Origin of the sequence: Paracoccus sp. R12_2 (genome assembly GCF_017744015.1) — a bacterium.
Taxonomy (GTDB): domain Bacteria; phylum Pseudomonadota; class Alphaproteobacteria; order Rhodobacterales; family Rhodobacteraceae; genus Paracoccus.
This window is the reverse complement of record NZ_JAGHRA010000017.1, coordinates 1-24,282: the sequence shown is the minus strand read 5'-3', so window position 1 is coordinate 24,282 and position 24,282 is coordinate 1. Positions and strand designations below refer to the sequence as shown.

27 protein-coding genes and 1 pseudogene are annotated in these 24,282 nt (G+C 60.8%); 22 read left to right on the top strand and 6 right to left on the bottom strand.

Translation table 11 applies throughout. The annotated features are described in order from the left end of the window. Nucleotides 1–11 precede the first annotated feature (11 nt). Nucleotides 12–1,039: pseudogene (locus J7359_RS16785) on the bottom strand (IS110 family transposase). A gap of 287 nt (nt 1,040–1,326) precedes the next feature. Between J7359_RS16785 and J7359_RS16780 the strand changes: the two are divergent. The 8 genes from J7359_RS16780 to J7359_RS16745 all read left to right on the top strand — a co-directional run bounded on the left by J7359_RS16780 (nt 1,327) and on the right by J7359_RS16745 (nt 8,574). Continuing rightward, nucleotides 1,327–2,229 (top strand): alpha/beta hydrolase, encoded by a 903-nt coding sequence (locus J7359_RS16780; RefSeq protein ID WP_017468330.1) that lies wholly within the window; start codon nt 1,327–1,329, stop codon nt 2,227–2,229. 115 nt (nt 2,230–2,344) lie between these two features. Further along, nucleotides 2,345–3,982 (top strand): NAD(P)/FAD-dependent oxidoreductase, encoded by a 1,638-nt coding sequence (locus J7359_RS16775; protein WP_009804217.1) that lies wholly within the window; start codon nt 2,345–2,347, stop codon nt 3,980–3,982. A 72-nt stretch (nt 3,983–4,054) separates the two neighbouring features. After that, nucleotides 4,055–4,810, top strand: coding sequence for a glucose 1-dehydrogenase (locus tag J7359_RS16770; RefSeq protein WP_009804216.1), 756 nt, complete (start codon nt 4,055–4,057; stop codon nt 4,808–4,810). Nucleotides 4,811–4,886: 76 nt separating this feature from the next. After that, a complete protein-coding gene (locus tag J7359_RS16765) occupies nt 4,887–5,645 on the top strand; it encodes an electron transfer flavoprotein subunit beta/FixA family protein (RefSeq protein WP_009804215.1) in 759 nt (252 codons plus the stop codon). Next, nucleotides 5,645–6,565, top strand: a complete 921-nt coding sequence (locus J7359_RS16760; RefSeq protein WP_009804214.1) for an FAD-binding protein — start codon at nt 5,645–5,647, stop codon at nt 6,563–6,565. Before J7359_RS16765 ends, J7359_RS16760 begins: the two co-directional genes overlap by 1 nt. A 2-nt stretch (nt 6,566–6,567) precedes the next feature. Further along, nucleotides 6,568–7,767 (top strand): 3-oxoadipyl-CoA thiolase, encoded by a 1,200-nt coding sequence (gene pcaF, locus J7359_RS16755; protein WP_009804213.1) that lies wholly within the window; start codon nt 6,568–6,570, stop codon nt 7,765–7,767. A 318-nt stretch (nt 7,768–8,085) separates the two neighbouring features. Next, nucleotides 8,086–8,295: a helix-turn-helix transcriptional regulator gene (locus J7359_RS16750; RefSeq protein ID WP_081285328.1), complete on the top strand. Its 210-nt coding sequence runs from the start codon at nt 8,086–8,088 to the stop codon at nt 8,293–8,295. A 78-nt stretch (nt 8,296–8,373) separates the two neighbouring features. Further along, nucleotides 8,374–8,574, top strand: coding sequence for a hypothetical protein (locus tag J7359_RS16745; RefSeq protein ID WP_065331048.1), 201 nt, complete (start codon nt 8,374–8,376; stop codon nt 8,572–8,574). Here J7359_RS16745 and J7359_RS16740 read toward each other — a convergent pair. After that, the gene (locus J7359_RS16740) at nt 8,568–9,146 is read right to left on the bottom strand and encodes a hypothetical protein (RefSeq protein WP_065331049.1); all 579 of its coding nucleotides are present in this window, start codon (nt 9,144–9,146) and stop codon (nt 8,568–8,570) included. The two genes, J7359_RS16745 and J7359_RS16740, sit on opposite strands and share 7 nt — an antisense overlap. 132 nt (nt 9,147–9,278) lie before the next feature. Between J7359_RS16740 and J7359_RS16735 the strand changes: the two genes are divergently transcribed. From J7359_RS16735 to J7359_RS16670, 14 genes are all read left to right on the top strand, one after another. Further along, entirely contained in the window at nt 9,279–9,593 is a 315-nt protein-coding gene (locus J7359_RS16735) for a hypothetical protein (RefSeq protein WP_008335576.1), read from the top strand. A gap of 118 nt (nt 9,594–9,711) precedes the next feature. Next, nucleotides 9,712–10,230 (top strand): lytic transglycosylase domain-containing protein, encoded by a 519-nt coding sequence (locus tag J7359_RS16730; protein WP_065331091.1) that lies wholly within the window; start codon nt 9,712–9,714, stop codon nt 10,228–10,230. 16 nt (nt 10,231–10,246) lie between these two features. Further along, the gene (locus J7359_RS16725) at nt 10,247–10,528 is read left to right on the top strand and encodes a TrbC/VirB2 family protein (protein ID WP_065331050.1); all 282 of its coding nucleotides are present in this window, start codon (nt 10,247–10,249) and stop codon (nt 10,526–10,528) included. Between the two features lie 15 nt (nt 10,529–10,543). Next, nucleotides 10,544–10,822, top strand: coding sequence for a VirB3 family type IV secretion system protein (locus tag J7359_RS16720; protein WP_009574107.1), 279 nt, complete (start codon nt 10,544–10,546; stop codon nt 10,820–10,822). Beyond that, nucleotides 10,797–13,190, top strand: coding sequence for a type IV secretion system protein B4 (locus J7359_RS16715; protein ID WP_204353406.1), 2,394 nt, complete (start codon nt 10,797–10,799; stop codon nt 13,188–13,190). The genes J7359_RS16720 and J7359_RS16715 overlap by 26 nt, the downstream gene beginning before the upstream one ends. Then, the gene (locus J7359_RS16710) at nt 13,187–13,396 is read left to right on the top strand and encodes a hypothetical protein (RefSeq protein WP_065331052.1); all 210 of its coding nucleotides are present in this window, start codon (nt 13,187–13,189) and stop codon (nt 13,394–13,396) included. The genes J7359_RS16715 and J7359_RS16710 overlap by 4 nt, the downstream gene beginning before the upstream one ends. After that, nucleotides 13,393–14,499 carry a lytic transglycosylase domain-containing protein gene (locus tag J7359_RS16705; RefSeq protein ID WP_065331053.1) on the top strand — a complete coding sequence of 369 codons (1,107 nt, stop codon included), beginning with the start codon at nt 13,393–13,395 and terminating at the stop codon, nt 14,497–14,499. The genes J7359_RS16710 and J7359_RS16705 overlap by 4 nt, the downstream gene beginning before the upstream one ends. Continuing rightward, nucleotides 14,496–15,263 (top strand): type IV secretion system protein, encoded by a 768-nt coding sequence (locus J7359_RS16700; RefSeq protein WP_065331054.1) that lies wholly within the window; start codon nt 14,496–14,498, stop codon nt 15,261–15,263. The genes J7359_RS16705 and J7359_RS16700 overlap by 4 nt, the downstream gene beginning before the upstream one ends. A gap of 134 nt (nt 15,264–15,397) precedes the next feature. Beyond that, entirely contained in the window at nt 15,398–15,697 is a 300-nt protein-coding gene (locus J7359_RS16695) for a hypothetical protein (protein WP_065331092.1), read from the top strand. Beyond that, nucleotides 15,698–16,711, top strand: coding sequence for a type IV secretion system protein (locus J7359_RS16690; protein WP_065331055.1), 1,014 nt, complete (start codon nt 15,698–15,700; stop codon nt 16,709–16,711). It begins immediately after the preceding gene. A 17-nt stretch (nt 16,712–16,728) separates the two neighbouring features. After that, entirely contained in the window at nt 16,729–17,409 is a 681-nt protein-coding gene (locus J7359_RS16685; protein WP_065331056.1) for a type IV secretion system protein, read from the top strand. Between the two features lie 5 nt (nt 17,410–17,414). Continuing rightward, entirely contained in the window at nt 17,415–18,149 is a 735-nt protein-coding gene (locus tag J7359_RS16680) for a TrbG/VirB9 family P-type conjugative transfer protein (RefSeq protein WP_065331057.1), read from the top strand. Between the two features lie 2 nt (nt 18,150–18,151). Next, nucleotides 18,152–19,576: a TrbI/VirB10 family protein gene (locus J7359_RS16675; protein ID WP_065331058.1), complete on the top strand. Its 1,425-nt coding sequence runs from the start codon at nt 18,152–18,154 to the stop codon at nt 19,574–19,576. Further along, on the top strand, nt 19,576–20,565 hold the full coding sequence (locus J7359_RS16670; protein WP_065331059.1) for an ATPase, T2SS/T4P/T4SS family: 990 nt from the start codon (nt 19,576–19,578) through the stop codon (nt 20,563–20,565). Before J7359_RS16675 ends, J7359_RS16670 begins: the two co-directional genes overlap by 1 nt. A 139-nt stretch (nt 20,566–20,704) precedes the next feature. Here the strand turns inward: J7359_RS16670 and J7359_RS16665 are convergent, their stop codons facing one another. From J7359_RS16665 to J7359_RS16650, 4 genes are all read right to left on the bottom strand, one after another. After that, complete coding sequence (locus J7359_RS16665) at nt 20,705–21,226, bottom strand: hypothetical protein (RefSeq protein WP_065331060.1); 522 nt, start codon at nt 21,224–21,226, stop codon at nt 20,705–20,707. A gap of 179 nt (nt 21,227–21,405) precedes the next feature. After that, complete coding sequence (locus J7359_RS16660; protein WP_065331061.1) at nt 21,406–22,347, bottom strand: toll/interleukin-1 receptor domain-containing protein; 942 nt, start codon at nt 22,345–22,347, stop codon at nt 21,406–21,408. Nucleotides 22,348–22,456: 109 nt separating this feature from the next. Continuing rightward, the gene (locus J7359_RS16655) at nt 22,457–22,705 is read right to left on the bottom strand and encodes a hypothetical protein (protein ID WP_065331062.1); all 249 of its coding nucleotides are present in this window, start codon (nt 22,703–22,705) and stop codon (nt 22,457–22,459) included. Nucleotides 22,706–23,099: 394 nt separating this feature from the next. Beyond that, a partial coding sequence (locus J7359_RS16650; RefSeq protein ID WP_280637524.1) for an SbcC/MukB-like Walker B domain-containing protein occupies nt 23,100–24,282 on the bottom strand: 1,183 nt, incomplete at its 5' end.

The following is a 24,282-nucleotide window of genomic DNA, read 5'->3' as shown; positions in this document are numbered from 1 at the left end:
TGCCGTCTTCGCTATGCCATCGCCGCCACCGGATTCCGGTAATCCTCTTGTTTCATTATGATGGCCCAGAGGCCACGCGCCATCTTGTTGGCCAGCGCAATCGCGGCGACCCATGCGCGGCTTGCGGGTTAGTAGGCGTTTCAGCCAGCCATTATTCGGTGTGTTAAACCGCTCGACAGCCTGGAGGACAGCCATAGCGCCAGAGACCAAGAGTGTCCGGAGTCGCGCTGTCGCATCTTCGAGGTCTTCCCGAGCCGGGCTTTGCCGCCCGTCGAGTGCTGCTTCGGCACAAGCCCAAGCCAGGCGGCAAAATCGCACCCGCGCCGGAAGGTGGCCAGGTCACGGGCAAATGTCTCGATCGCAAGCGCCGTGACAGGAACCACGCCCGGCATGGTTTGTGTTCGGCGCACCAAGTCGGCTTTCTTGGCGGCACATCGCATCTTCGCGTCAAGCTCTGCAACACGCGTATTCAGCCCCTCAATCTGCCCCAGATACATCCGGCCGAGGTCACGAACCTCAGCATGCAGCGCGGTGTCATCACCTGCGATTGCGTCCGCGAGTCGCTTGAGATGGGCAGGCCCGCGGGCCGCGACCAATCCGTGTTCGGCGAGGTGGCCGCGTAAAGCGTTGATCATCTGGGGGCGCTGGCCGACAAACATCTGCCGCGTGCGAAACAGCATGGCACGGGCCTGCTGATCTTCCGTCTTCACTGCGAAAAAGCGCATGGTTGGACGCAATGCAGCCTCCAAGATGGCCTCTGCATCGGTCGCATCATTCTTCTGGCGTTTGACGAACGGCTTCACATAGACCGGCGGTATCAACCGCACGTCGCACCCCAGCTTCTCAAATTCGCGGCCCCAGCCATGCGCCGTGGCCACGCCTCCATGGCGATCATGCATTTGGGTTGCTGCGCCACGAACGCGAGAAACTGGCCTCGTGAAAGCTTTTTGCGAAACGCGACTGACCCATCATTGTACGCACCATGCAACTGGATAACGCGCTTTGCCAAGTCGACACCGATAATTTTAATTTCGGACATAGATGCTCCTTCCTTCTGTGATGGCTTTTAACGCTCATCATAGTGGCACATTGCGATGCCGTCGGGAGGGGGTATCCACGCCATCAACAGAGCCTAGTAACGGGCATATCTGCCTCACGACAGGCTGAGCACGATCATACTATTTCCAAAGCGGTATTGTTCAATACATGGCGCATTTTTCGCCCTTACTCTGAGATAATTGGCGTATGCCGTTGACCGTTTGACGTCTTCGAGATTGGCGACGTCAGTTGGTGGCTTTGCCAAATGTTATGCTTGGGAGGATAAACATGGAAATCAGTAGAGAAGCCGATACGCTGCGGGCGCTTTATCAGAATTGGACCGATCAGATGGTCGAGAACCCAGACCTGACGATCGCGAACCTGCGCAGCATGTTCGATGAATGGGGGCAGCCCGCACTAGAGCCGGAAAACGTTAGCTACAAAAGCGATCATGTCGGAGGAGTTGAGGCTATCTGGGCCCTACCAGCCGGGGCAGATACCTCGCGTGTAATTGTTTACACTCATGGTGGCGGCTTTGCCGTCGGCTCAGCCGATAGTCATCGAAAAATGGCAGGGCACCTCGCTAAGGTGCTTGGGGTTACGTCGGTGATCCTGCACTATCGGCGCGCACCCGAGCACCCATTTCCGGCGCAGATCGAAGATGCAGTAGCCGCATACAAAGCGCTGCTGGATAAGGGTTTCAAGGCAAGAAATATTCTGACGGCTGGCGACAGTGCTGGCGGCAATCTTGCCATCGCCAGCGTGCTGAAGTTACGCGAACTTGGGTTGCCACTGCCCGGAGCGGTCATCGCCTATTCGCCCTGGCTCGACATGGCGATGCGCGGGGAAACACTGGAAACCAACGCGGAAACCGATGCGCTAGTCGGCAAACCGATCCTCGAAGCGATGGCGGGGATGTTCCTCGGTGAAGGCACGGATCCGCTTAATCCGTTGGCCAACCCGCTGGAGAACGATTTCACCGGTTACCCGCCGCTCTATATCAATGCCGGAGGGGCCGAGACGCTTAAGAGCGATGCCGAACGGTTGCACGAAAAGGCCAAGGCACAGGGCGTAAACGTGACCCTGTCTATCGTCGAAGGCATGCAGCATGTCTTTCCCGCGCTTTCGGGACGCGCGCCCGAGGCAAACGAGGAACTTGGTCGCATCGCCGCATGGTATCGGGCCCTCTGAGACCTGTACTCGCACTGCATTGCGGTGCGGTGCGAGACAAACCCCTACGAAACATTCATCTAGCATCTCACCCGCAATCTGCGGGGCGGAGCGGTCTTACTCTGGGAGGAGTGATATGAACATTCAGACTGAGAATACTAAAACGGTCGGAGCGGATTTTGACGCAGTCGTCATTGGCGCGGGCTTCGGCGGGCTTTACGCTGTCCACAAACTTCGCAACGAGCAGGGACTGAACGTCCGGGGCTATGACAGCGCCAGTGACGTTGGCGGCACCTGGTGGTGGAACCGATATCCCGGTGCGCTGTCAGACACGGAAAGCTATGTCTATCGCTATTCTTTTGACAAAGAGTTGCTTCGAAAAGGCCGCTGGAAAACCCGGTATCTGACCCAGCCCGAGATCCTCGAATACATGAACGAGGTAGCGGATCATCTCGATCTTCGACGCAGCTACAAGTTCGACACCAAAGTGGATGGCGCGCACTATAATGAAAAAACCGGTCTCTGGAACGTGATCACTGATAGTGGTGAGACAGTTACCGCAAAATACCTTGTCACTGGCCTCGGTCTCTTGTCCGCAACGAATGTTCCAAAATTCAAGGGCATCGATGATTTCAAAGGCCGTATCTTACACACAGGTGCCTGGCCCGAGGGAGTGGACTTGAGCAACAAACGCGTGGGCATTATCGGCACCGGCTCGACGGGTGTTCAGGTTATCACTGCAACGGCACCAATTGCAAAACACCTGACTGTTTTTCAGCGCTCTGCACAATATGTCGTGCCGATTGGGAACACCCCGCAAGACGATGCTACCATCGCCGAGCAAAAGGCGAACTACGATAATATCTGGAATCAAGTGAAGAATTCTGTTGTGGCCTTCGGCTTCGAAGAAAGCGCCGAACCCGCCGAAACCGCCTCGCCCGAGGAACGGGAGCGGGTCTTCGAAGCCGCCTGGCAGCGCGGCGGTGGTTTCTATTTCATGTTTGGCACCTTTTGCGATATTGCGACCAGCCAAGTGGCCAATGATGCGGCCGCTGACTTCATCAAGGGCAAGATCAAGCAAATCGTGAAGGACCCCAAGGTCGCAGAGAAACTGACGCCGAAGGACCTTTACGCCAAGCGCCCGCTTTGCGGAAACAACTATTACGAGGTCTACAACCGAGACAACGTGACCCTCGCCGACGTGAAGGCCGATCCGATCGCAGAGTTCACTCCGAACGGCATTCGTCTCGAAAGCGGCGAGGAGCATGAGCTTGACATCGTAATCTTTGCCACTGGTTTCGATGCGGTCGACGGCAATTACGTCAAAATGGACCTCCGCGGACGCGGAGGCGTGACCATGCGCGACACTTGGAAGGAAGGCCCACTCGGTTACCTCGGCATGATGGAGGTAGACTTCCCTAACTTCTTCATGATCCTTGGCCCTAATGGCCCCTTCACTAACCTGCCCCCCAGCATTGAGACGCAAGTTGAATGGATCGCTGACACGATTTGCGCAATGGAAGAAGAGGGGGTTCAAAGTGTGGAGCCAACCGTGGAGGCGCGCGACGCTTGGGTTGGCACCTGCCGTGAAATCGCCGACATGACACTCTTCCCCAAAGCTGAAAGCTGGATCTTCGGCGCAAATATCCCCGGAAAGAAGAATGCGGTGATGTTCTACATGGCCGGGATTGGCAATTATCGCAATGCCATTAGTGCGGTTAAGGAGGAAGGTTATACATCCCTGATCCGCGACCGCACTGCCGAGAAGGTGTAAAGAATTCCGTCGGGCATTAAGAAAACCCGGCGGAAACAATTAAATTTGTTCATGAACACTCAGGAGAGAACTATGGGACGGGTATCCGGAAAAGTCGCACTGGTAACAGGTGGCGCCATGGGCATGGGAAAAGCCCATTGTGAAACGCTGGCACGTGAAGGCGCGCATGTATTTGTAACCGACCGTGATACGGAAGCGGGTGAAAGCGTAGTAAAAGGTATCATTGGAGCCGGAGGGAAGGCGGAATTCATTCAGCATGACGTGACGCTTGAAGAAGATTGGAAGAATGTCATCTCCACGGTGCAATCAAGTGCTGGTCGACTTGATGTGCTAGTGAACAACGCTGGCATTCTCATTCTGAAGCCGCTCCACGAAACCTCGCCTGACGAATTTGACATGACGATCAACGTCAATGTACGCGGTGTTTATCTCGGTATCCGAGCCGCGGTTCCATTGATGAAAGAGACCGAAAAAGCATCAATTATCAATATTTCTTCAATCTATGGGATTGTTGGTGCCGCTTCGGCGGGAGCCTACATTGGATCCAAAGGCGCCGTACGGATGTTGACCAAATCCTGCGCAGTCGACCTGGCCGAAAGTGGCATACGTGTCAATTCGATCCATCCCGGTGTCATCGATACTCCCATGACAAAAGATCTGCTACACGCCGACGAAGAGACCCGGCAGGCAATTCTGGGGGCCACGCTGCTCAAGCGGCCAAGCAAACCTGAAGAGGTTTCGAATGCGGTCCTGTTCCTCGCATCGGATGAGTCATCGTTCGTTCACGGAGCAGAGATTGTAGTAGATGGCGGTTATACTGCGAATTGACAGAGACACATCCCAAGTAACGGCCTGGAACCCGGGCCGTTACTGCCATTGCAAATTTCCAAGACGATAAACGCCAATGAAAATAATTGCACCTATAAAACACCTAATTGATTACAACGTGAAGGTTCGCGTTAAGGCGGACGGTAGCGGAGTTGGTCTCGCGAATGTGAAGATGTCGATGAACCCGTTCGACGAGATTGCGGTTGAAGAGGCGATCCGTCTGAAGGAAGCGGGCAAGGCGGACGAGCTTGTCGTCGTGTCGATCGGCGTGAAACAGGCGCAGGAAACGCTGCGCACGGCGCTGGCGATGGGCGCGGACCGGGCGATCCTCGTCGTGGCCGCCGACGACGTGCACCAAGATATCGAGCCGCTGGCGGTGGCCAAGATCCTAAAGGCCGTGATCGACGCCGAGGCGCCGGGCCTGGTGATCGCGGGCAAACAGGCGATCGACAACGACATGAACGCGACCGGCCAGATGCTGGCGGCGCTGCTGGGCTGGGGTCAGGCGACCTATGCCTCTGAGGTTGCGATCGAGGGCGAGCATGCCGTCGTGACCCGCGAAGTGGACGGCGGTCTGCAGACCATCAAGGTGAAGCTGCCGGCGATCGTCACCGCCGACCTGCGCCTGAACGAGCCGCGCTACGCCTCGCTGCCCAACATCATGAAAGCCAAGAAGAAACCGCTGGACGAAAAGACCGCCGCCGATTTCGGCGTCGATGTCACGCCGCGCCTGACCGTCGTCAAGACGGCAGAGCCCGCCGCGCGTTCGGCCGGGGAAATGGTTGGCTCGGTCGACGAGCTGGTGTCGAAGCTGAAAGAAAAGGGGATCGTGTAATGGCTGTTCTTCTCCTTGCAGAAATCGCCGGTGGTGCACTGGCGCTGGACGCCACCGCCAAGGCGGTGACCGCTGCCAAATCGCTGGGCGATGTGACCGTTCTGGTTGCGGGCCCCGCTGCCGCAGGCGAGGCCGCGTCGAAGATCGACGGCGTGGCAAAGGTTCTGGTGGCGGATGACGCCGCCTATGCCAACGGCCTGGCCGAGCCGGTCGCCGATCTGGTGGTCAGCCTGGCAGGCAATTATGAACATATCGTTGCTCCGTCCACGGCGAGCGCGAAAAACATCCTGCCGCGCGTCGCGGCGCTGCTGGACGTGATGGTTTTGTCGGACGTCACCGCCATCGTGGACGGGTCCACGTTCGAACGCCCGATCTACGCGGGCAACGCGATTCAGACGGTAAAATCCAACGATTCCAAGAAGGTACTGACCGTCCGCACCACCGCCTTCGACGCGGCTGGCCAGGGTGGTTCGGCCGCCGTCGAGGCCATCGCAGCGGCCGGCAACGCGGGCCTGAGCGCCTGGGTCGAGGACAAGGTCGCGGCGTCGGATCGTCCGGAACTGACCTCGGCCAAGATCGTGGTCTCGGGCGGTCGCGGCGTCGGTTCCGAGGAGAACTTCGCGATCATCGAGGGCCTGGCCGACAAGCTGGGCGCGGCGGTCGGCGCCTCGCGCGCGGCGGTGGATAGCGGGTTCGCACCGAACGACTGGCAGGTCGGCCAGACCGGCAAGGTCGTGGCGCCCGAGCTGTACATCGCGGTCGGGATTTCCGGGGCAATTCAACACCTTGCAGGCATGAAGGACAGCAAGGTCATCGTCGCCATCAACAAGGATGAAGAGGCCCAGATCTTCCAGGTCGCCGACTACGGCCTGGTCGCAGACCTGCTCGACGCCGTCCCGGATATGACAAAGGCACTCTAAGAATGACAAACGTCTACATCTGCGATTACATCCGCACACCAATTGGTCGCTATGGCGGCGCGCTTTCTTCTGTGCGAGCCGACGATCTTGGTGCAATCCCACTCAGGGCCCTGGCCAGCCGAAACCCGAAGCTAGATCTAGCGGCCATTGACGAAGTGATTTTCGGCTGCGCCAACCAGGCGGGCGAGGACAACCGCAACGTCGCACGCATGTCGCTGCTACTCGCGGGATTTCCGGATTGTGTCCCTGGCACGACGATGAACCGGTTGTGCGGATCGGGTATGGACGCCGTAATCACAGCCGCCCGCGCGATCAAAGCTGGAGAAGCCGATCTCATTGTTGCTGGCGGTGTGGAAAGCATGTCTCGTGCTCCGTTTGTGATGCCAAAAGCTACAACTGCATTCTCGCGCGAAAATTCTGCTGAAGACACCACCATCGGCTGGCGCTTCGTCAATAAACAGATGAAGAGTCAATACGGCGTCGACAGCATGCCTGAAACGGCCGAAAACGTAGCGGAAGACTTCAGCATCAACCGCGCCGACCAAGATGCCTTCGCCATGCGTTCGCAGCGAAAGGCGAGAGATGCCATGGCGAACGGTCGTTTGGCCCGTGAAATTGTCCCGGTAGAGATTCCTCAGCGAAAGGGGGAGCCAAAGATCGTCGTACAGGATGAACACCCTCGCGCGGGTACGACTTTGGAAGCGCTCGCCCAACTGAAAACTTTCGTAAAAGCGGACGGCACTGTAACCGCTGGGAATTCTTCGGGCGTGAACGATGGTGCCGCAGCATTGATCCTTGCCACCAGCGACGTCGCAAAAAAATTTGGCCTCACACCGATCGCAAGGGTCTTGGGCGGCGCAACCGCGGGCGTCGCACCGCGCATCATGGGTTTCGGGCCGGCACCGGCGTCGGAAAAGCTGATGGCGCGACTTGGACTGAAACAAGAAGACTTCTCGGTAATCGAACTTAACGAAGCCTTTGCTTCGCAGGGTCTGGCCACACTACGGCACCTGGGGATCGCGGATGATGACGCCCGCGTGAACCCGAACGGCGGCGCTATTGCTCTCGGCCATCCGCTTGGCATGTCAGGTGCCCGCATCACTGGTTCAGCGATGCTGGACCTCAAACCTGGAGAAAAGTCGTTATCGACCATGTGTATTGGCGTGGGACAGGGGATTGCAATCGCGCTCGAAGCTGTCTGAGGTGCCGCGACAACCACAAAACTAACATAAGTTCTCTTATGCGATTTTTGGCCAACCCCAAATTTCCTCGTAGAATTCGTCCTCTCCAACCTCCCTGTGGACGACCGACTGGCGGCACCGGTATTGCCGGTGTCGCCCTTTTCCGAAAGAACGATTGAACGACCCAGTATGTTTGCGAGACGGATCATCCCGTGACCTGCGTATCGGCAGGCATCCCATTCCGGCGATCTCGCGCCGTACCAAGAATTCTTCTCTGCACCTCCGAATGTAACATATATCGCGTGGCGATATTTCGCGCAGCGTGTCCGTTTCGCGGGCATGAACTTGCGGGACCGTGTAGCACTGAACATCCAGGAATTGAGACGCGCCCGCGGCCTCAGCCAAGAGGAGCTTGCTCATCGGGCCGATGTGAGCCGCGGCCATATGGGCAAGGTCGAGAACGCCAAGTTTGCGGCCTCCCTCGACCTTCTCGAACGCATCGCCAAGGCGCTCAATGTCGACCCCGAAGTACTCTTTGCGAAGCGCTAGTTCGTTTCCTGAGACTTTGATCCTATCCCCCAACACGAAAGATTCGAACGGCAAGAACGGTACGAGCGACACGGGTACATGACGAAGAGAAAGACAGGCTGGCCTTTCCAGGAAGGGTTTCTGAACGCCGGTACACAGGAGATTCACCTGTTCACCGATTACCGTTGGAATGATGGCTCGGTGAGCCGCCGCTGGCATGTCGATCCGGAACGCTTTGATGCAGATCTTGCCGAGCTTCGCTCAATTTCCCTGGTGGCATCGGACCGTTCGGATCAGTAGGAAAACCACTCCGAGTGGCCCATGTTGCCCTCGAAGTCGCCGTACTCGACCATGATGCTGCGAGAATAGAAGTGCCAACGGCCACCACCACTCGGATAGGCGATCTCCTGCCCGCTTTCCGAGACGAATGTCGCGGGCCAGGGCGTGTGGGATCCGTAGACCCGCTGGATGTAGCGGCAGGTCCGGTTCTCGCGATCGCAGGAGCGGATCGACCAATCCCACTGACGCGGCTCGTCGCGCGGCTCGTAGGAGCGCCCGGTGAACCAGATCACATGGGTCCGGTTCAGCCACTCGTATTCCGGCAGATTGGTGTCCAGCTCGCCCTCTCCTCCGGGTCCGCCCAGCTCGACCGGCACATGGGCGAACGTGCAGACCCCGAAGGGCGGCAGGCTCGGCCAGGGCGTGATGCGGTGGATCATGGTGCGATAGGCGCGCGCGCAGACCGCGCTCGGGGGGAAACCGCCCGCCATACAGAGCATGATGGCGCAATCGATGTCATAGGCCTGCGCCTTCTTAGGGGCTCCGAACACCGCCATCACTCCCATTGCAGCTGCCATCGCCTGTCGTTTCATGTCGCTCTCCCGCAAAAGTTGCGGCAACTATCGTGCAATATGTCTTTTTCTGCAATATGTCGTATTGACTCCATATGACTTTATGGCCTTAGTGTCGTGAAGTAGAAGGGCTCTCGTGGGGAGAGTCCGAACATGCCGATAGCGCGCAACCAGATCCTGATCACCATCGACGGTGTCAAAGACCTGTCCGAAAAGGGCATCGCGTTCCGCTGCCGGTATGAACTCGTGGGGTTCACGGACGATGGCAAGCCGCGCTACCAGTGCATCTACCTGCGCGAGGGCGAGCCGGAAGCCATTCTGGTCTCGACCCGGATCACCCCGCACGGGCCAGAGCCGCGGTATTTCAACATATGGCCGGGCCTCTTCAAACATCATCTCGAGTTCGGTGACGGGCGCGATCTGCGCTTTGGTCCTGATTACAGCATCACCCTCGAGGAGCGCGGCTGACGTCATCGCCTTCGGTCGCGACGGCACGGCACGGACCTCAGGCTGGACCTTTCATGGCGAACGACCTGCCTGGGCAGGGCTGGATGATAGCACTGAGACCGGAGAGGTTCTCGCCTCGCTGGATGCCACACCGCCGTCCGGACGCGACGACATCCTCTCCCTGATCCGCACGACTGCTGACCGGCACCAGGGGAACCGTGCCCTGCGGCACGTCGGTCTCGATGAGGACGACTGGCTGGTCCTTCTCCAGGCCTTGGTCGAGGCCGAAAGCAGCTACAATCCGACTGCCGTCAGCCCCAAGAGTGCCTACGGTCTTGGCCAGCTGATGCCGGATACTGCCCGTGCGCTCGGCGTCGATCCGCGCGATCCCTCTCAGAACCTCGACGGCGCCGCACGCTATCTCCTCGCCCAGCTCGCCACGTTCAAGGACATCAACCTGGCGCTCGCAGCCTACAACGCCGGGCCGCACCGCGTGGTCGAGTATTCCGGCATCCCGCCTTTCATCGAGACCCGCGACTACATCGCGCGCATCCATCAGATCCGGTCCCGGCTGTCGGGCACGCCCGTTTCCGCGCCGGACATCCGCATCGCAGATCGGGCCCCAGCCCGCGCGCCCGTCCTCATCGATCTTCAGTAAAACATGGGAACTTCGCATGCTCAGACATAGCCTCAGCCGCCTCTTGCCCATCGCCACAACCCTGGCGGCTTTCGCAACGCCCGCTCTCGCGCAAGACTTGTCGCCGATCCAGACCATGCTGGAAACTGTCGAGGCCGCGCTGACCGGTCCGATCGGGATCGCGGTCGCCACCCTCGCGGTCATCGGCACCGGCTTCATGTGCATGATGGGACGGCTGAACTGGGGTTGGTTCGCCTCGGTCATCATCGGGATCGTGCTGATCTTCTCGGCCGGCACCATCGTCGACGGCTTCTCCTGAGAACCGAATAGAGCAGTGGCAGAACGATCCCCCCTTTTTCTGGGCCTCGCCCGTCCGCCCAAGTATCTGGGTCTCCCTGTCGGATACCTCGTGGTGCTGGCGACCGGGGTCGTTCTGCCGTTCATCTGGACCAAGTCCATGGTCTTCTTCCTGATTGGCCTCGTCGCCTATCCGATCCTCTGGTTCGTCGCCGACCGCGAGCCGCATTTCTTCGAGGTCCTGCGCGTTTCCTTCGGCTCGGTGCGTCCGACAAAGAACCGGGCCCTGCATGGAGGCGACAGCTTTGGCGCTTGATGCGGGCACTCTTTCCACTCACGGATCAGCCCTGCATCAAGCGGGCGGCAGGGAGTTCGCGCGGGAGAGTTATCTCGCGGAACACCTGCCGTACTTTGCCCTCGCCGATGACGATGTGATGGTCCTCCGCGAGGGCGACCTCTTGGCGACCCTGCGCCTTGATGGTCTGAACCCGATGACAACTGAGGACGCCCGGCTCGACGCGCTCAAACGCGCGGTCGCGGCCATCGTCGCCCAGACCGGCAACGCCTTCGGTTTCTACATCCACCGGATCTCCGTGCCGCAGGATCTCGGAATGCGCCCCATCGAGGAATACAGCTTCGCCGCCGCGATCGACGCGCGCTGGCAGGCCCACGTCAAAGACCTGCGCCCGGCCAAGCGCCAACTCTATCTCAGCGTCATCCGGCGCCCCGACATCTCGGCCCGCATTCCGCTCTTGCGCGCGCTGGCCCGCAAGGCCTGGGTCAAGGACCGCGCGACACGTATGCAGGAGCTGAACGAGGTCATGGGCTTCTTCGAGGTGGCGCTTGCCTCGGCCAACCCGGTCCGACTGACCCGCACGGGCGGCGAATGGCTTGGCTATCTCAACACGCTGAACGCAGGCAGCTTCTCCCCCATCGCCTTCGGACAAAACGCTCTGCCTCTTTCACATACTTTGAGCAATTGCCGCGCGACCTTCGACGGCGACGTCGTCACCCTGAACGACGCCGTGACTGGGCGGGTCAAATACGGCGCGCTCTTTTCGATGAAGACCTACCCGGCGCTCACGGATGTCACGCTGCTCGACGCGCTCGACCTGCCGCTCGACATTGTCCTGACGAACTCCTTCAGCCCGATCCCGAACAACATCATGGCCGAACGCATCCAGCGGATCATCCGCCAGATGCAGGCTTCCGACGATGCCGCCGTCTCCCTGCGCGAACAACTCGGCCAGGCAGCAGACGATCAGGAGGCAGGACGCATCGCGTTTGGCGATCATCACCTCTCGATCGCGGTCTATGCCCCGGATCGTGACACGCTCGAACGCGCCGCCGCCCAGATCAAGCGCGTGGGCCAGGAGATCATGTCCGTCATCGTGCGCGAGAACATGGCGCTCAAAGCCACTTACTTCGCGCAGTCGCCAGGTAACTTCGGCTACCGCGCCCGCAAGACGCCGATTTCCTCGATCAACTTCGCCGACTTCGCGGCCCTCCATGGCAGCGTCGAAGGGCGTGGTCCGGACCAATCACCTTGGGGTCAGACCATTTCGGTCCTGCCCACGGTCAGCACCTCGGGCTATCGCTTCAATTTCCACGAGGCGGGAGCCCCAAGCAAGGAACCGACCGTTGGCCATACGCTGGTTCTAGGGCGCACCGGCACCGGCAAGACGCTGACCACCGCCTTTCTCGCAGCGCAGGCGCAGCGGGTCGGCGCACGGCTTTTCTTCTTCGACAAGGATCGGGGCCTCGAGATGGCTGTCCGCGCCCTTGGTGGCCGTTACAACGAAATCCGCGCCGGGGTGCCCTCGGGCTTGAATCCCCTCGATACCGAAATCGACGAACGTGGCCGCGCCTGGCTCTCGGATTGGCTTGCGACACTTCTCACACGCAATGGAACCCTCACGGGCGAGCAGTCACGACACATCCAAAGCGCGGTCTCGCAAAATGCCCATGCCGAGGGCTCGCTCCGGCGCTTCGCGAGTTTCGAGACCCTGTTTCAGTCGCTCGATGACGATGGCGAGCTACAGTCCCGCGTCGCCGAATGGGCCCCGGGCGGCCGCTACGGATGGGTCTTCGATGAGCCGGAACAGGGTGCCGGGCTTGAACTGGCCTCCGACATTATCGGCTTCGACATGACCGAAATCCTCGACATGACCACCGAGCGCATGGCGGTGCTCTCCTACATCTTCCGTCAGATCGAACGCGTGGTCGAGGATCGCCGCCCCACGATCATCGTGCTCGACGAAGCCTGGAAACTCCTGGACGATCCGTATTTCGGGGCGCGGCTGGAGAACTGGCTGGTGACGCTACGCAAGATGAACTGTGTCGTGATCATGATGACGCAGTACCCGAGCCAGCTCCGGGACAGCCGCGTTGGCAAGACCATCGTCGAGACGGTGCCGACCCAGATCCTCTTCCCGAACGATCGCGCTACGGTCTCGGATTACGACTTTCTTCGCGTGAACGCCAAGGAGGCGGCCCTTCTCGTCCAGCCCACAATCGGCCAGCGCATCGCGCTTGTCCGCTCGGCCGGCGACAGCGTCTTCGTCGATGCGGACCTCTCCGCCTTGGGCGACCTCCTCCCCATCCTTGGCGGCGGTGCAACCGGCGAGGCCCGTGTACCCGCCGATTGGCGCGCCAATCCCGATTTCTGGAGACATCTGATATGAGTTCAAAACCCCTCCTCGCGCTTTGCGCCGCCGCAAGCCTTCTCGCCGCTTGCGAAAAGTACACCGAGAAGACCTCGCCCTGCTTCGGACGCAATGGCGAGCCGCAGGTCACGCGCGCCGCGCTTTCCTTCTCGACCATGGGCGCACCAGTTCAGGAGACGACCAAACCCGACTGCCGTTTCGAACCCCTGCCCCGTCCGGAATGAGCCGCGCCGCGATCATATCCGTCGGGCTCTGCCTCGGCGCCCTGCCCGCGCATGCCCAGGGCGTGCCGACGCAGGACAATTCCGCGATCGGCCGCGCCATCGCGCGGGTGACGGCGCTGGCCGAAGATCTGGGCGTCCAGCAGGACAAGGATCGAACCGAGTCCACGCTTTCCGAGGTTCAGGCCGACCAGCTGCGCGTGCTCGAGGAGATGACGGCGGCCATCACCGGTCCGGGATTCGACATCCGTGCGCTCGAGGGTAATGCGGATTTCGGGGTGGCGGCGGTCTACCCGAACACCGATCCAAGCCCGATGAACAGCCGCCTTTTCGGCGAGGGCCGAGAGACGGTCGAGATGATGATTGTCGAAGTTGCGAGCGAGTTCGCAGGCGCTCCCGGTGTGGCCCGGGCCGGGCTCTCGGCCACGCAGTGGCGCTGCCTTTTCCAGGCGCTGATCAAGCAGGAAAGCCGGTTCAATGTCGCGGCCGAAAGCCCGGTCGGGGCCTATGGTCTCACGCAGCTCATGCCCGGCACCGCGTCTGACCTCGGCGTCGACCGCTATGACGTGAAAGACAACCTCCGCGGCGGCGCGCGCTATATCACCACCCAGCTCAACCGCTTCGGCAACATACCCCATGCGCTCGCGGCCTATAACGCGGGGCCGGGTCGGGTCATCGAATATGGCGGGGTGCCGCCCTTTGCCGAGACCCAAGGCTACGTGCGCAACATCTCGAAGTTCTACAACGAATACCTCGCCGTGGTCGGTGGCGCCGACGCGCTCGGAACACTCTCTCCCTCGGACTTTGCGCTCGCCGAATATGCCAGCATCTCCGAGGCGGGCGTCTATTACGCCGCCGACAGTTCGGCAACGACCGAGCAAGTGATCAACCGCCTCCGCGCGATCATCCTGCAGATCGATGCGCAACCCAACGCCAAGGCGGCCTGGGAGCTCAACACCTACGCCAAGGCCGAGATCGGCCGCATCCTCAATCTCCGCGTCCGACTGATGGCGGCAAACCAGCAGCGCGAGGCGGCCTATGCGCAGCACCTCGTGGCCGACCGGCTGGCCGAGCGCGACTTCATGCAGATGGGAGTTCCCGAATGAGACACCTTCTCCTGACCCTCGCGGCGGTCACCACACTCGGGTTTGCCTCGCCCGCAACGGCCCAGGGCGTACCAACCTTTGATGGCTCGCAGCTTGGTCAACTCGTGGCCCAGCTCGAGCACATGGCCAAGGACCTGAATGTTCAGATGCAGCAGCTCGCGACCATGCGGCTGGAATTGGAAACCCAGCTCTCGCAGCTCACCAACCTCGAGGCGCAACTGACCTCGCTCATTGAAGGCAGCGGGCTCGGAGAACTCTTTGCCACGGTCGAAGAATTCCGCGCGCTGCGTGGCAAGCTGGTCGCCCCCCTCAACACCGCGCAGTCCTTGGCCAGCGGCGATTTCCTGAGCGGCTTCAATCCCGGCGCGGAACTCTCGGCCTCGGTCGAGCGCGTGCTTTCGGGCAGCGGCTTTACCTCGGAACGTCTGAGCACGCTCTCTGGATCCGATCAGCCCGCCGACAAGCGCATCGCCACCTCGGCCGGGGCCAGCGCCATGTTGTCCGTCGCGGCGCAGGAGAGCCACGAAGAGGCGGGCCAAAGCCTCGAACGACTCGAGACCATGGTCGGCCTCATCGATGATCAGGACGGGCTGAAAGCCGCCGTCGATCTCAACACCCGCGTCACCGCAGAACTTGGCATCATCCTGACCCAGATCTGGCGGCTGGAAGCGGCGCAAGGCGTGAGCGCCGGCCAGCTTGGCGTCGTCGATGCCGCAACCCTCGCGGACGAGCGCAAGTTCCGCTCGATGGCGGTGGATCCATGAGGAAGTCCATGACCCACCGGTTGGCACCAATTCGGGCGCGTTGTCTCGCAGCACTTGTCCTGACTGCCCTGCCTTGTGTCGCACTGGCCCAGACTCCGAACACGAGTTCGTCTGATGACGCGCCCTTCAACTCGATGGCCATCGCGCGGGACGAGACCGATGATTGCCGGGTCCCGAAACCCCCAGTCGATCTCGCCGAGACCGCCTATCTCCGCAACGGCTACCGCGCAATCCTGCGCATCCTGATTGCCGAGGAGGCGCTCGCCTCGGAAACCTGCACCTGCCTGCTGGATCAGTTCACCTGGGATCAGGCACTCACCGCCCTGCCCCGGTTCCAGACCTCGGACAACCCGCGTCTGCCCTTCAACGTGCTCGAGCTCTACGCGCAGGCCGACGCGTTCGAGGCCCAAGTTGCGGAGGCCTGTGTAAAGTAGATGGGTGTTATTCGCGACATCCTCAGCCAGGTCGATGCCGCGGTGGATACTGTGGCGCAAGACGGCTTTGTCTCCTCGGCAGGTGCTGTCGGTGACGTGATCTCGGCAGGTGCCGCGCTCCTCGTCGTGCTGCTCGGGATCAATGCCGTGATGCAACTCCGGCCCCTGCCCTTCGGTACCGGCTTTGCCTTCGGGATGAAGGTGGCACTGGTAGGCATATTCGCACAAAGCTGGGACAATTTCAGCGTCATCTATGACATCGTCACGCGGGTTCCGGACTCCGTCGGTGCCTCGATCCTTGCCCTCACCGGCTCGGGCGACGAGGCCGGGGTCTATGAAAGCCTCGACAACATGGTCGCCCGCATCACCGCCTATGGCGATACGATCGGCGACCGCGCGGGCTGGGTCTTCGGCGCGGTCCTGGGTGCCATCTTCTTCGTGCTTTCCGCCGTATTCGCCGCTGTCACCGCCGGCATTATAGCCTTCGCCCGCATCGTCTTCGCGCTGATGATCGTGATTGCCCCCTTCATGATCGTGACCTCGCTCTTCAAGCCGACCCAATCCCTCTTCGAGGCCTGGACCCGCGCCACCATCGGTTACGCGCTGATGCCAGTCGCCGCCGCAGGGGCCGCGGGCATCATCGTTGCCATCGCCGAGGCGATCGGAGACGCCTCCGCCGATCCAGGTGACGTCGAGACCGTCAGCCTCATCCTGCCCTTCCTCGTGATCCTGATCCTCAGCGCCGGGATCATGGCCTCGGTCCCCTACATCGCCTCCAACCTCACCGGCGTTGTCGGCATTGCGTCCAATGCCGTGGGCCTCACAGGCCTTGCGCGCCAGGGGTTCGTGAACACGCGCCAGTATGGCACCGGCACGGCCGCGCGCCTCGTCACCGGAAAATCTCCGCACGAGCTGAACCATATGGCCAATACCGGCGTCGTGAAAACCGGCGAGATGATCCGCCAGAGCCCCGGCGCGCTTCTCTCCGCCGCCAAGGCCTTCCGCAAACCCTGATTTGAAAGACGACGACTTTGAAGAAGCTTGTGACCAGTTCCGCAGCTAGTGACCGCGACGCTTTCGAGGTGGATTTCATCTACGGGCCAAGACGGCGTGAGCGTTTCGCCTGGTTCGTTGCGGCGGCCGGCGTACTGGTCGGCGTCGCCGGCATGGTCGCGGGCGCGAGCCTCTTTCCCCTCAAATCGACCGAGACCTTCGTCGTCGTGGTCGACAAGGAAACCGGCCAGATGGACCGGGTCGCTGCCGTCCAGGCACTGACGCTGTCGGAAAGCGACGCCATCATCCAGGCCAATCTCGTGGCCTATGTTGACGACCGTGAAACCTACGACCTGACCGACGGCGAGCAACGCATCAACTCGGTGCTCGACCGCTCGGATGGTGATGCCGCCCGCACGCTGCGCGATCTCTGGTCCTCGACCAACGAGGATTACCCGATCACCGTCTATGGCCGCGACGCCAAGATCGAGGTGGTGATCAAGTCCGTGAACCAGATCGAGCGCGGGGTGGCCCAGGTCCGCTTCACCCGCACGCTGCGGCGCCCCCGCGACACCCGCACCGTGACCCGGTCTTACGTCGCCACCGTCGGCTACGACTTCCAACCCGAAACCCGCCAGCGCCTTCAGGACGTCTGGGCCAACCCCTTGGGCTTCGTGGTGACCTCCTACCGCGTCGACGCCGAGACCCTGGAGAACTGACCCAAATGAAATCCCTGCCTGCGCTCCTCACCACGTTTCTCCTGGCGCTTGCCCTTCCTGTTGCCGCCAATGCCGAAGCCACCCCCCAAGGCGGCCCGCTCGATATCCGCATCCGCACCGCCGTCTATAATGAAAACCAGGTCTACCGGATCGAGACCGATCTCAGGCATTCGACCACGATACATTTCGGGGCGGCGGAGCGCTTCGAGGCCGTCATAGTCGGCGACACCGAAAGCTTCCAGGTCGACCCGATCCCGGAGCTCGGCAATGTGCTCACGATCAAACCGCATGTGGCCAATGCCTCGACCAACATGACGGTCATCACCAACCGCCGCACCTATTCTTTCCATCTGCGCGAGGGCTCGATCCCGAACCGCACCGGCATGTTCTTCGAAGTCCGCTTCCGTTACCCCGACGAAGAACGCAGCGCGGCGGGTGCGACGCAGCCCAAGGGGTTCGAGGCCCCGCGCAACTACAACTACCGCGTCTCCGGCGAGGGCGACTTCCGCCCCAGCCATATCTATGACGACGGGCGCTACACATATTTTGTCTTCCCGGAGAACACCCGTCAGCCCGCCCTCTTCAAGGCCGATAACCAGGGCCGCGAGCGCACCGTTAACTGGACCCAACAAAGCAACACCGTCCGGGTGCTCGGGGTGAACACCTACTGGACGCTGCGCATCGGCGACGAGGCGATCTGCGCCTGGCGCGACGAGAGCGCCATCTATGTGAGCAACTGACCATGGCCGATCAACCCCCTCCCGACCTTCAGAACCGCCTTGATCAATTCAGCCAGCGCGGCAAGTCCAAGCGCCGCGGCAACAGCCTAGGGGTCGGCGCGCTCGCCGCCGCCCTCGCCCTTGGCGGTGCCGGGGTCGCGTATTTCCTGGCCACCGGCTTGCAGGAGGGCGACAGCGCGCTTGAGACCTCCGATGTCGAGACCTTCCAGGATCGCCGCCCCGGCACCGGTGGGCGGCTGGAGTTTCCACCCGATGAGACCGAACAACGGGTCAATGACGCGCTGATCGCCGTCGAAGAAGCGCTTGATGTGCCCGCCGCCCCTGCCCCCGAACCGAGCGCCGAGGTGCTGGCCGAGATCGCCAAGCTCCGCGAGGCCCTTGCCGCCAGCCAGGCCGCCCGCAACTCGGAAATCCAGTCCGCCGTTGCCGACCTGCGCGAAGCCTTCGATGAACAGAAGGCTGCATTGGAAGCGCTTATCGCTGAGAAAGAGGCAGAGCTTGCCAACCTGCAGCGCCAGACCGAGACCCGTATCGAGGGGCTTCAGGCCATGCTCGATGCCGAACGAGCGCAGCGCGAGGGGCTCGAGGCCGAGCTCGACCGCGAGGGGCTGATCGCAGACCAGCGCCTTCTCGAAGAACGCCGGCGTCAGGAAGAGGAGCAGCGCCAGCGCGAGGCCGAGCGGGTCGCCGAGGAACTTCTGACTGCGCAGATCAAATCCCCCGCCGTGGTCTATGCGGACGGTCCGCGCGGCGGCGCGAGTAGCGCGGCGGTGGCCGATCCGGCGGCCCCCGGCACCCAAGGGCCAACCCTCTCGGGCAATGAGCAGTTTTTGCAAAGCGCGCGCCCGCTCGAAGTGCAGGAGGCCGCCCGCCTCACCCATCCCGAGCGCACGCTGACGCAAGGCTCGGTCATCCAGGCCGCGCTCCAGACCGCCATCAACAGCGATCTGCCCGGGTCTGTCGTGGCGGTGGTCTCCGAGCCGGTTCCGGCGTTTTCCGGGGACCGGATCCTGATCCCCCGGGGCTCCCGCCTTTTTGGCCAATACCGTTCCGGGATCGAGATGCACCAGAAGCGTATCCTCATCCTTTGGACTCGCGTCCTGACGCCGGACGGCACCTCGATGGAAATCGCCGCCGTGGGCGGCGATCAACTCGGCCGCTCGGGCCTCACCGGTCTCGTCGACACCAAGTTCGCCGAGCGCTTCGGCGGGGCGGCGCTAATTTCCGTGATCGGTGCGGCACCTGCCGTTGCTGCGGAAAGCGCCAACAACGAAACCACCAGCATCGTCCTGGGCGATGTCGGCAGCGATCTGCAGGACGCAGTCGGTTCGGTCATCGCCGACCAGGTGTCGATCGCGCCCACGATTTATGTCGATCAGGGCGCCTCGGTCACCGTGCTCGTGGACCGGGATGTGGTGATCTACTGATGGATCAGGCGTCGCCAGCCTCCTACCTCGAGCGGTATCTTGACCCGTTCCGCGACCTTCTGCGCCGTGACGACGTGGTCGAGATCGCGATCAACCCGGATGGCAAAGTCTGGCTCGAGGTGGCGGGGGACGCCACCATGCGCCACGAAGGCCAGACCGTGGACCGGACCACCGCGCTCAACATGGCCCAAACCATCGTCGGTGACGCCAAGGCCCGCGTCTCTGAAAAGAACCCGCTCGTTTCCGGCAAGGTAGAATATGCGGGCCGCCCCCTCCGGGTCCAGGTCGCCGTGCCGCCCGCCATCGATCGCGGCGCCTCGATCACCATCCGTCTCTTCGCTTCGGGCAGCGTCCGGGACTACGCCCCGGCCTATCTCTTCGGCAAGGCCGTCTCGCTCGACGCGCTCCGCGCCGAGAAGATGAAGAACATTGCCAGTCTGGCGGGGGAGAACCTTGAGGCCGCGCTGCAAACCCTGGTCGAGGCACGGCTCAATGTCCTGATCAGCGGAGGCACCTCTACCGGCAAGACCACCTTCGCCCGCCACCTCCTGACGCATGTGAGCGAGCACGAGCGACTGATCACTATCGAGGACGCCTTCGAGCTCTTTCCCGGGCAGCCCAACACCGTCGCCCTTCTGGCCGACCGCGGTGCCGGTTCACAACGTAGCGCCAACGCCCTCCTGCAGGCCTCCCTCCGCATGCGCCCCGACAGGATCATCGTCGGCGAATTGCGCGGGGCCGAGGCCCTGACATATCTCGAAGCGATCAACACCGGCCATGGCGGATCGGTCTCAACCATCCACGCCGAAACCGCCGAACTCGCCATCGACCGGCTGGCGATCATGGTTCTGCAGGCTGGCACACCGCTGACCTTCGCCGAGGTGCGGGAATACATCCGGAAATCCATCGATGTGATCGTGCAGCTGGGACGGGCCGAGGGGAAACGGGGGATTACGGAGTTCTATCTGCCGGGTCGACGAAGCCATTGAAGGTTAACGGACTAATAGCAGATTAGCGACGTCTTGAGTGCAGTGATATCGGTGAAACGGTCGTTCACACATGGCGCAACGATCACCCTATGACATAGCAAGTATCTATTCCTGGCTTTGAAAGAGAAGTGGCTGTCGCCTAGACGCCGTGCTGAAAGATCGGGGGGCGCCCATTGTCCCAATCCTCTCGGTTCAAGAAGATTCGGTACCCTTTGAGGTGGAAGGCGGCATTTCCGAGATCCTTCACCGGATCTAGGGTGTCAACATGGATGAAGTGGCGATAGGCGACCCGGAATCCTTCGCCAGGTGCCGCACGGAAGTGAATGCCCTGGGGCCCGATCGTCAGGCATGCCTCTTGCTGCGGATCGTTCATCTCAGACAGCGAAGATGCCGTGAAATCCGGCTGTATTATCCAGTCGGTTCCAAAGGAGATACACCACTCGTCCGCTTCCCATTGGAATATCCGATGCCAAGTGGCTTCGCCTTCACGCCCGAAGTCAGGGTTCAATAGCAGAACCGTCGGCTTGTCGTTGGGCTGATCCAATGGTTCAGAAAGCTTAATGCCATAGATCGGTTGATGGCCGTACCTCTTGAGGAGAAACAGCGTACCCTTCGGCTCCTCGGCGAGAGCGGCTGATTTTGCGTTCAAAGTACTTCGCATGTGTGGACTCCCTCACGAGCCTTCATTCCCAACCCCTCCGGATATCGGTTCGATAACATTCGGGACAATGCACCGCGCTAGTCGGCCGCTTTTCACGGCGGGCCTCGCGACGTTCGTACTCATCAAGCACTTCGACTTCGAAGCGGTACCCACAATTGTTGCAGCGGAAATGAACACGCTCAGTCATAGCTGATACCTGCGTTACCAATGAACTCATTCCAGAGCACCTCAGCCGCTCGCTCTGGAGTCAGCCGTTCGTCAGCTCTACCGAAGACGTTCATGGTTTGAATCAGGAATTGCTCGTAATCATCGGCCGAAATGTTGAAACCGCCATTTGCTGTGTTGTCACCGGCGTTTTCGCTGAACGAGTAGTAAATATCGCCCAGGGCGACCTGCGAGCTCCGGCAGTGCACCGAGATGTGGGCCGTACCATTTCGATGTCCGCTGTTGACAACCGTTGCCCCAAAAGCGGTCGCACTTCTGTCAACGAAGCGTCCGCGCAATCCATCGATTAAGTCGATTTCGATGATCGCTCGTCGGAAGTAATCCTTGAAGGTGGCGAAGGCAGCATCGCGGAAATCACCCTTGTCGATTTGGTCGAACTGCCGCTTTGCGCGGTAGCGTGCCATCGAGGGGCGTGTGGCCGATGGCTCATCGGCTACTTTCGCCGCAGCTGTAGGTACGGCTTCAGCTTCGATGATGCGTCGAAGTTCCTGCACGACATTTAGGTAAGCGGTGTTTGGATTGGCCCAGGCGCTGATCGCCTTGCCGTCCGTCGGCACGGCCTTCAGTTGGCGCAACTCCCTCATCGCTTTCCAATCGCATTCCTCCACGATGATCGGCACTACACGGGCGGTCCCTGCGGCGTGGCGTTCAAGCGCGCGTCTCATTTCGCGCTCGACACAGTAGTCGGATGCGATGAAGTCGGGGCTCACCAGGAGCAGGAACAGGTCGGAAGCCTCAAGTTCCCGTTCAATCTCAGCGTCCAGTTCGCAACCAGCCAAGATGTTGCGATCATACCAGGTCTCAATACGCCCTTCCCTTGTAAGGTTCTTGAGGTGGACGTGCAGCCGATCAAGCGCGGCCTTGTCGCTATGAGAATAAGAAATAAATGCCCGCATCTGCTCAACTCAAATGTTTAATGTTTGTTCATGATTGACCCAAAGCGCTACCTACGTGAGACACGGCCTGTAGCGCTTGAACCCGAAACCACTGTTATACTGTTTACAGTCAGCGCTTCTTGTTCGACTGGGACAACACCGAAGCGGCAAGTGTCTTTGTCTTTTCAGAATAGCGATCGCTGCGAAGTACCTTTGACGCGAGGTCCTCCATTTCCGCTCCGGTTTGCCGATTGGTCTTTGACTGAGACAACGCCGAACCAGCAAGCTTGCGGGCGATCTGTGAAGAGCCAGGTTTGAAAAGGGTGTCTGCTGCAAGCGAGGCAACCTTGGTCGAAGTTCCTTTACGATTTACCGCCATACTATCCTCCATATGGTGTTTGGTTTGCTTCTAGTTACTAGATGTGGGATTTGAGCCAACTTTTCTCAAGCTTCATCAGTGACATTTTAAAATGGCAGCCTCGCCTCAAAAAGGTCTGGCGTGTCTTCGTCGCGCCGCCTGCTCAGGCCTTCACCAAGATGCAGGCACGGATGTTTAATACGTGTCAGGCCTTTGCCGCCCTCAAAATGGACCCACCCTCCTCTGGGCATGCCCACGCTTACGATCAGCGCCCCGCATATTGGACAAGTCCGCCTGAAGGATGCGCCCTTCTTGCTTTCACGATCGCCTCGAACTGCCCAACCTCCGCGAACGGATACCGTGCGCCCTGTCGACAGACGGCGGGTGTGTGCCTTCCTGTAATACCAACGGTCCGTCATCCCAGCCCCCTCCTTTCCTCGACCCGGCTGCCGCTTGGGGTCGAACGCACGTAGAAGCCTTGTGGAATAGCCTCTTGCACCAGCCCGACATGGGATATCAGGCCCACGGCACGACTGCCCTCTGTCAGCGCGGCAAGAACTTGGATCACCTGATCCAGTGTGCCCGCCCCATTTTCGGTGTCGAGGCTCCCAAAGCCTTCGTCGATGAATATTGTGTCCATCCGAATCCTGCCCGAAAGGCTCTCGACCACATCAGCGAGCCCAAGCGCGAGGGCCAGTGCCGCGATAAAGGTCTCGCCGCCTGACAACGTGGCTGTCGGGCGCGCCTTGCCGGTGTTGATGTCGAAGGCCTCGATTTCGAGCCCACGCTTGCCGCGACCGCCAGATGCCTCGAGCCCACGCGTTAGCCGGTAGCGACCACGTGTCATAGGGTCGAGCCTCATATTCGCCGCCTCAAGAACCTGGTCGAACATTGCTCCGATCGCGAAGGTCTCGAGTGTCATCTTGAAATCGTTCTTGCCGTTAGCCAGATCGGCCAGCCCCCGGAGCGGACCAGTCTCGGCTTCTAGCCGCTCGGTTTCGGCCAGAGCCGCGGCAAGCGATTCCTTGAATTTGGTCAGTGACGATACATCCGTTCTCGCTGTGGCAAGTGCAGCGTTGGCCGCGTTCAAGGTCTGGGTGGCGTCTGTCAACGCCAGCTGAAGCGGGGCAAGATCCGGGCGTTCACGATCTGCGCAAGCGGCTATGGCGTTATGCAATGTCGTGCGAGCAGCGATCAATCCATCGCGGTGATCGGTTACCTTCTTGCGGTCGGCGTCTAGAGTCGGGAAATGGCTCTTGCAAGCATCATATCCCGCTTTGTCCAGCCCAACCTCGGTAAGCCGAGCGACAAAATCACCTTGTGCCTTCTTCACGCGCTGCTGCTGCCCGTCGCGCGCCCGCTTCGCTGCTTCTAGCTGCTCTTGCGAACGGGTGAGCACCTCACTGGCGGCTCGGTCCTGTTGCGTCGCCACTTCCAGCGCCTCGGAGAGTTGCCTTTGCTCTCTCTGCAAAGCCTCCCGTCGAGCGACAACCGCCTCGGGCGTGCGCAGACCTTTCGGCAGGGCCTCAATCACTGTGTCCAGCTTGGCGCGCGCGCCGGCAAGAGCGGTCTCGGCTTTCCCCGCAGCGGTGCGCGCC

What these genes read in the sequence shown, in the direction of transcription:
- J7359_RS16780 (WP_017468330.1), top strand. Translation starts at nt 1,327, where the DNA reads ATGGAAATCAGTAGAGAAGCCGATACGCTGCGGGCGCTTTATCAGAAT.
- J7359_RS16775 (WP_009804217.1), top strand. Translation starts at nt 2,345, where the DNA reads ATGAACATTCAGACTGAGAATACTAAAACGGTCGGAGCGGATTTTGAC.
- J7359_RS16770 (WP_009804216.1), top strand. Translation starts at nt 4,055, where the DNA reads ATGGGACGGGTATCCGGAAAAGTCGCACTGGTAACAGGTGGCGCCATG.
- J7359_RS16765 (WP_009804215.1), top strand. Translation starts at nt 4,887, where the DNA reads ATGAAAATAATTGCACCTATAAAACACCTAATTGATTACAACGTGAAG.
- J7359_RS16760 (WP_009804214.1), top strand. Translation starts at nt 5,645, where the DNA reads ATGGCTGTTCTTCTCCTTGCAGAAATCGCCGGTGGTGCACTGGCGCTG.
- pcaF (WP_009804213.1), top strand. Translation starts at nt 6,568, where the DNA reads ATGACAAACGTCTACATCTGCGATTACATCCGCACACCAATTGGTCGC.
- J7359_RS16750 (WP_081285328.1), top strand. Translation starts at nt 8,086, where the DNA reads ATGAACTTGCGGGACCGTGTAGCACTGAACATCCAGGAATTGAGACGC.
- J7359_RS16745 (WP_065331048.1), top strand. Translation starts at nt 8,374, where the DNA reads ATGACGAAGAGAAAGACAGGCTGGCCTTTCCAGGAAGGGTTTCTGAAC.
- J7359_RS16740 (WP_065331049.1), bottom strand. Translation starts at nt 9,146, where the DNA reads ATGAAACGACAGGCGATGGCAGCTGCAATGGGAGTGATGGCGGTGTTC.
- J7359_RS16735 (WP_008335576.1), top strand. Translation starts at nt 9,279, where the DNA reads ATGCCGATAGCGCGCAACCAGATCCTGATCACCATCGACGGTGTCAAA.
- J7359_RS16725 (WP_065331050.1), top strand. Translation starts at nt 10,247, where the DNA reads ATGCTCAGACATAGCCTCAGCCGCCTCTTGCCCATCGCCACAACCCTG.
- J7359_RS16715 (WP_204353406.1), top strand. Translation starts at nt 10,797, where the DNA reads ATGGAGGCGACAGCTTTGGCGCTTGATGCGGGCACTCTTTCCACTCAC.
- J7359_RS16710 (WP_065331052.1), top strand. Translation starts at nt 13,187, where the DNA reads ATGAGTTCAAAACCCCTCCTCGCGCTTTGCGCCGCCGCAAGCCTTCTC.
- J7359_RS16705 (WP_065331053.1), top strand. Translation starts at nt 13,393, where the DNA reads ATGAGCCGCGCCGCGATCATATCCGTCGGGCTCTGCCTCGGCGCCCTG.
- J7359_RS16700 (WP_065331054.1), top strand. Translation starts at nt 14,496, where the DNA reads ATGAGACACCTTCTCCTGACCCTCGCGGCGGTCACCACACTCGGGTTT.
- J7359_RS16695 (WP_065331092.1), top strand. Translation starts at nt 15,398, where the DNA reads ATGGCCATCGCGCGGGACGAGACCGATGATTGCCGGGTCCCGAAACCC.
- J7359_RS16690 (WP_065331055.1), top strand. Translation starts at nt 15,698, where the DNA reads ATGGGTGTTATTCGCGACATCCTCAGCCAGGTCGATGCCGCGGTGGAT.
- J7359_RS16680 (WP_065331057.1), top strand. Translation starts at nt 17,415, where the DNA reads ATGAAATCCCTGCCTGCGCTCCTCACCACGTTTCTCCTGGCGCTTGCC.
- J7359_RS16675 (WP_065331058.1), top strand. Translation starts at nt 18,152, where the DNA reads ATGGCCGATCAACCCCCTCCCGACCTTCAGAACCGCCTTGATCAATTC.
- J7359_RS16670 (WP_065331059.1), top strand. Translation starts at nt 19,576, where the DNA reads ATGGATCAGGCGTCGCCAGCCTCCTACCTCGAGCGGTATCTTGACCCG.
- J7359_RS16665 (WP_065331060.1), bottom strand. Translation starts at nt 21,226, where the DNA reads ATGCGAAGTACTTTGAACGCAAAATCAGCCGCTCTCGCCGAGGAGCCG.
- J7359_RS16660 (WP_065331061.1), bottom strand. Translation starts at nt 22,347, where the DNA reads ATGCGGGCATTTATTTCTTATTCTCATAGCGACAAGGCCGCGCTTGAT.
- J7359_RS16655 (WP_065331062.1), bottom strand. Translation starts at nt 22,705, where the DNA reads ATGGCGGTAAATCGTAAAGGAACTTCGACCAAGGTTGCCTCGCTTGCA.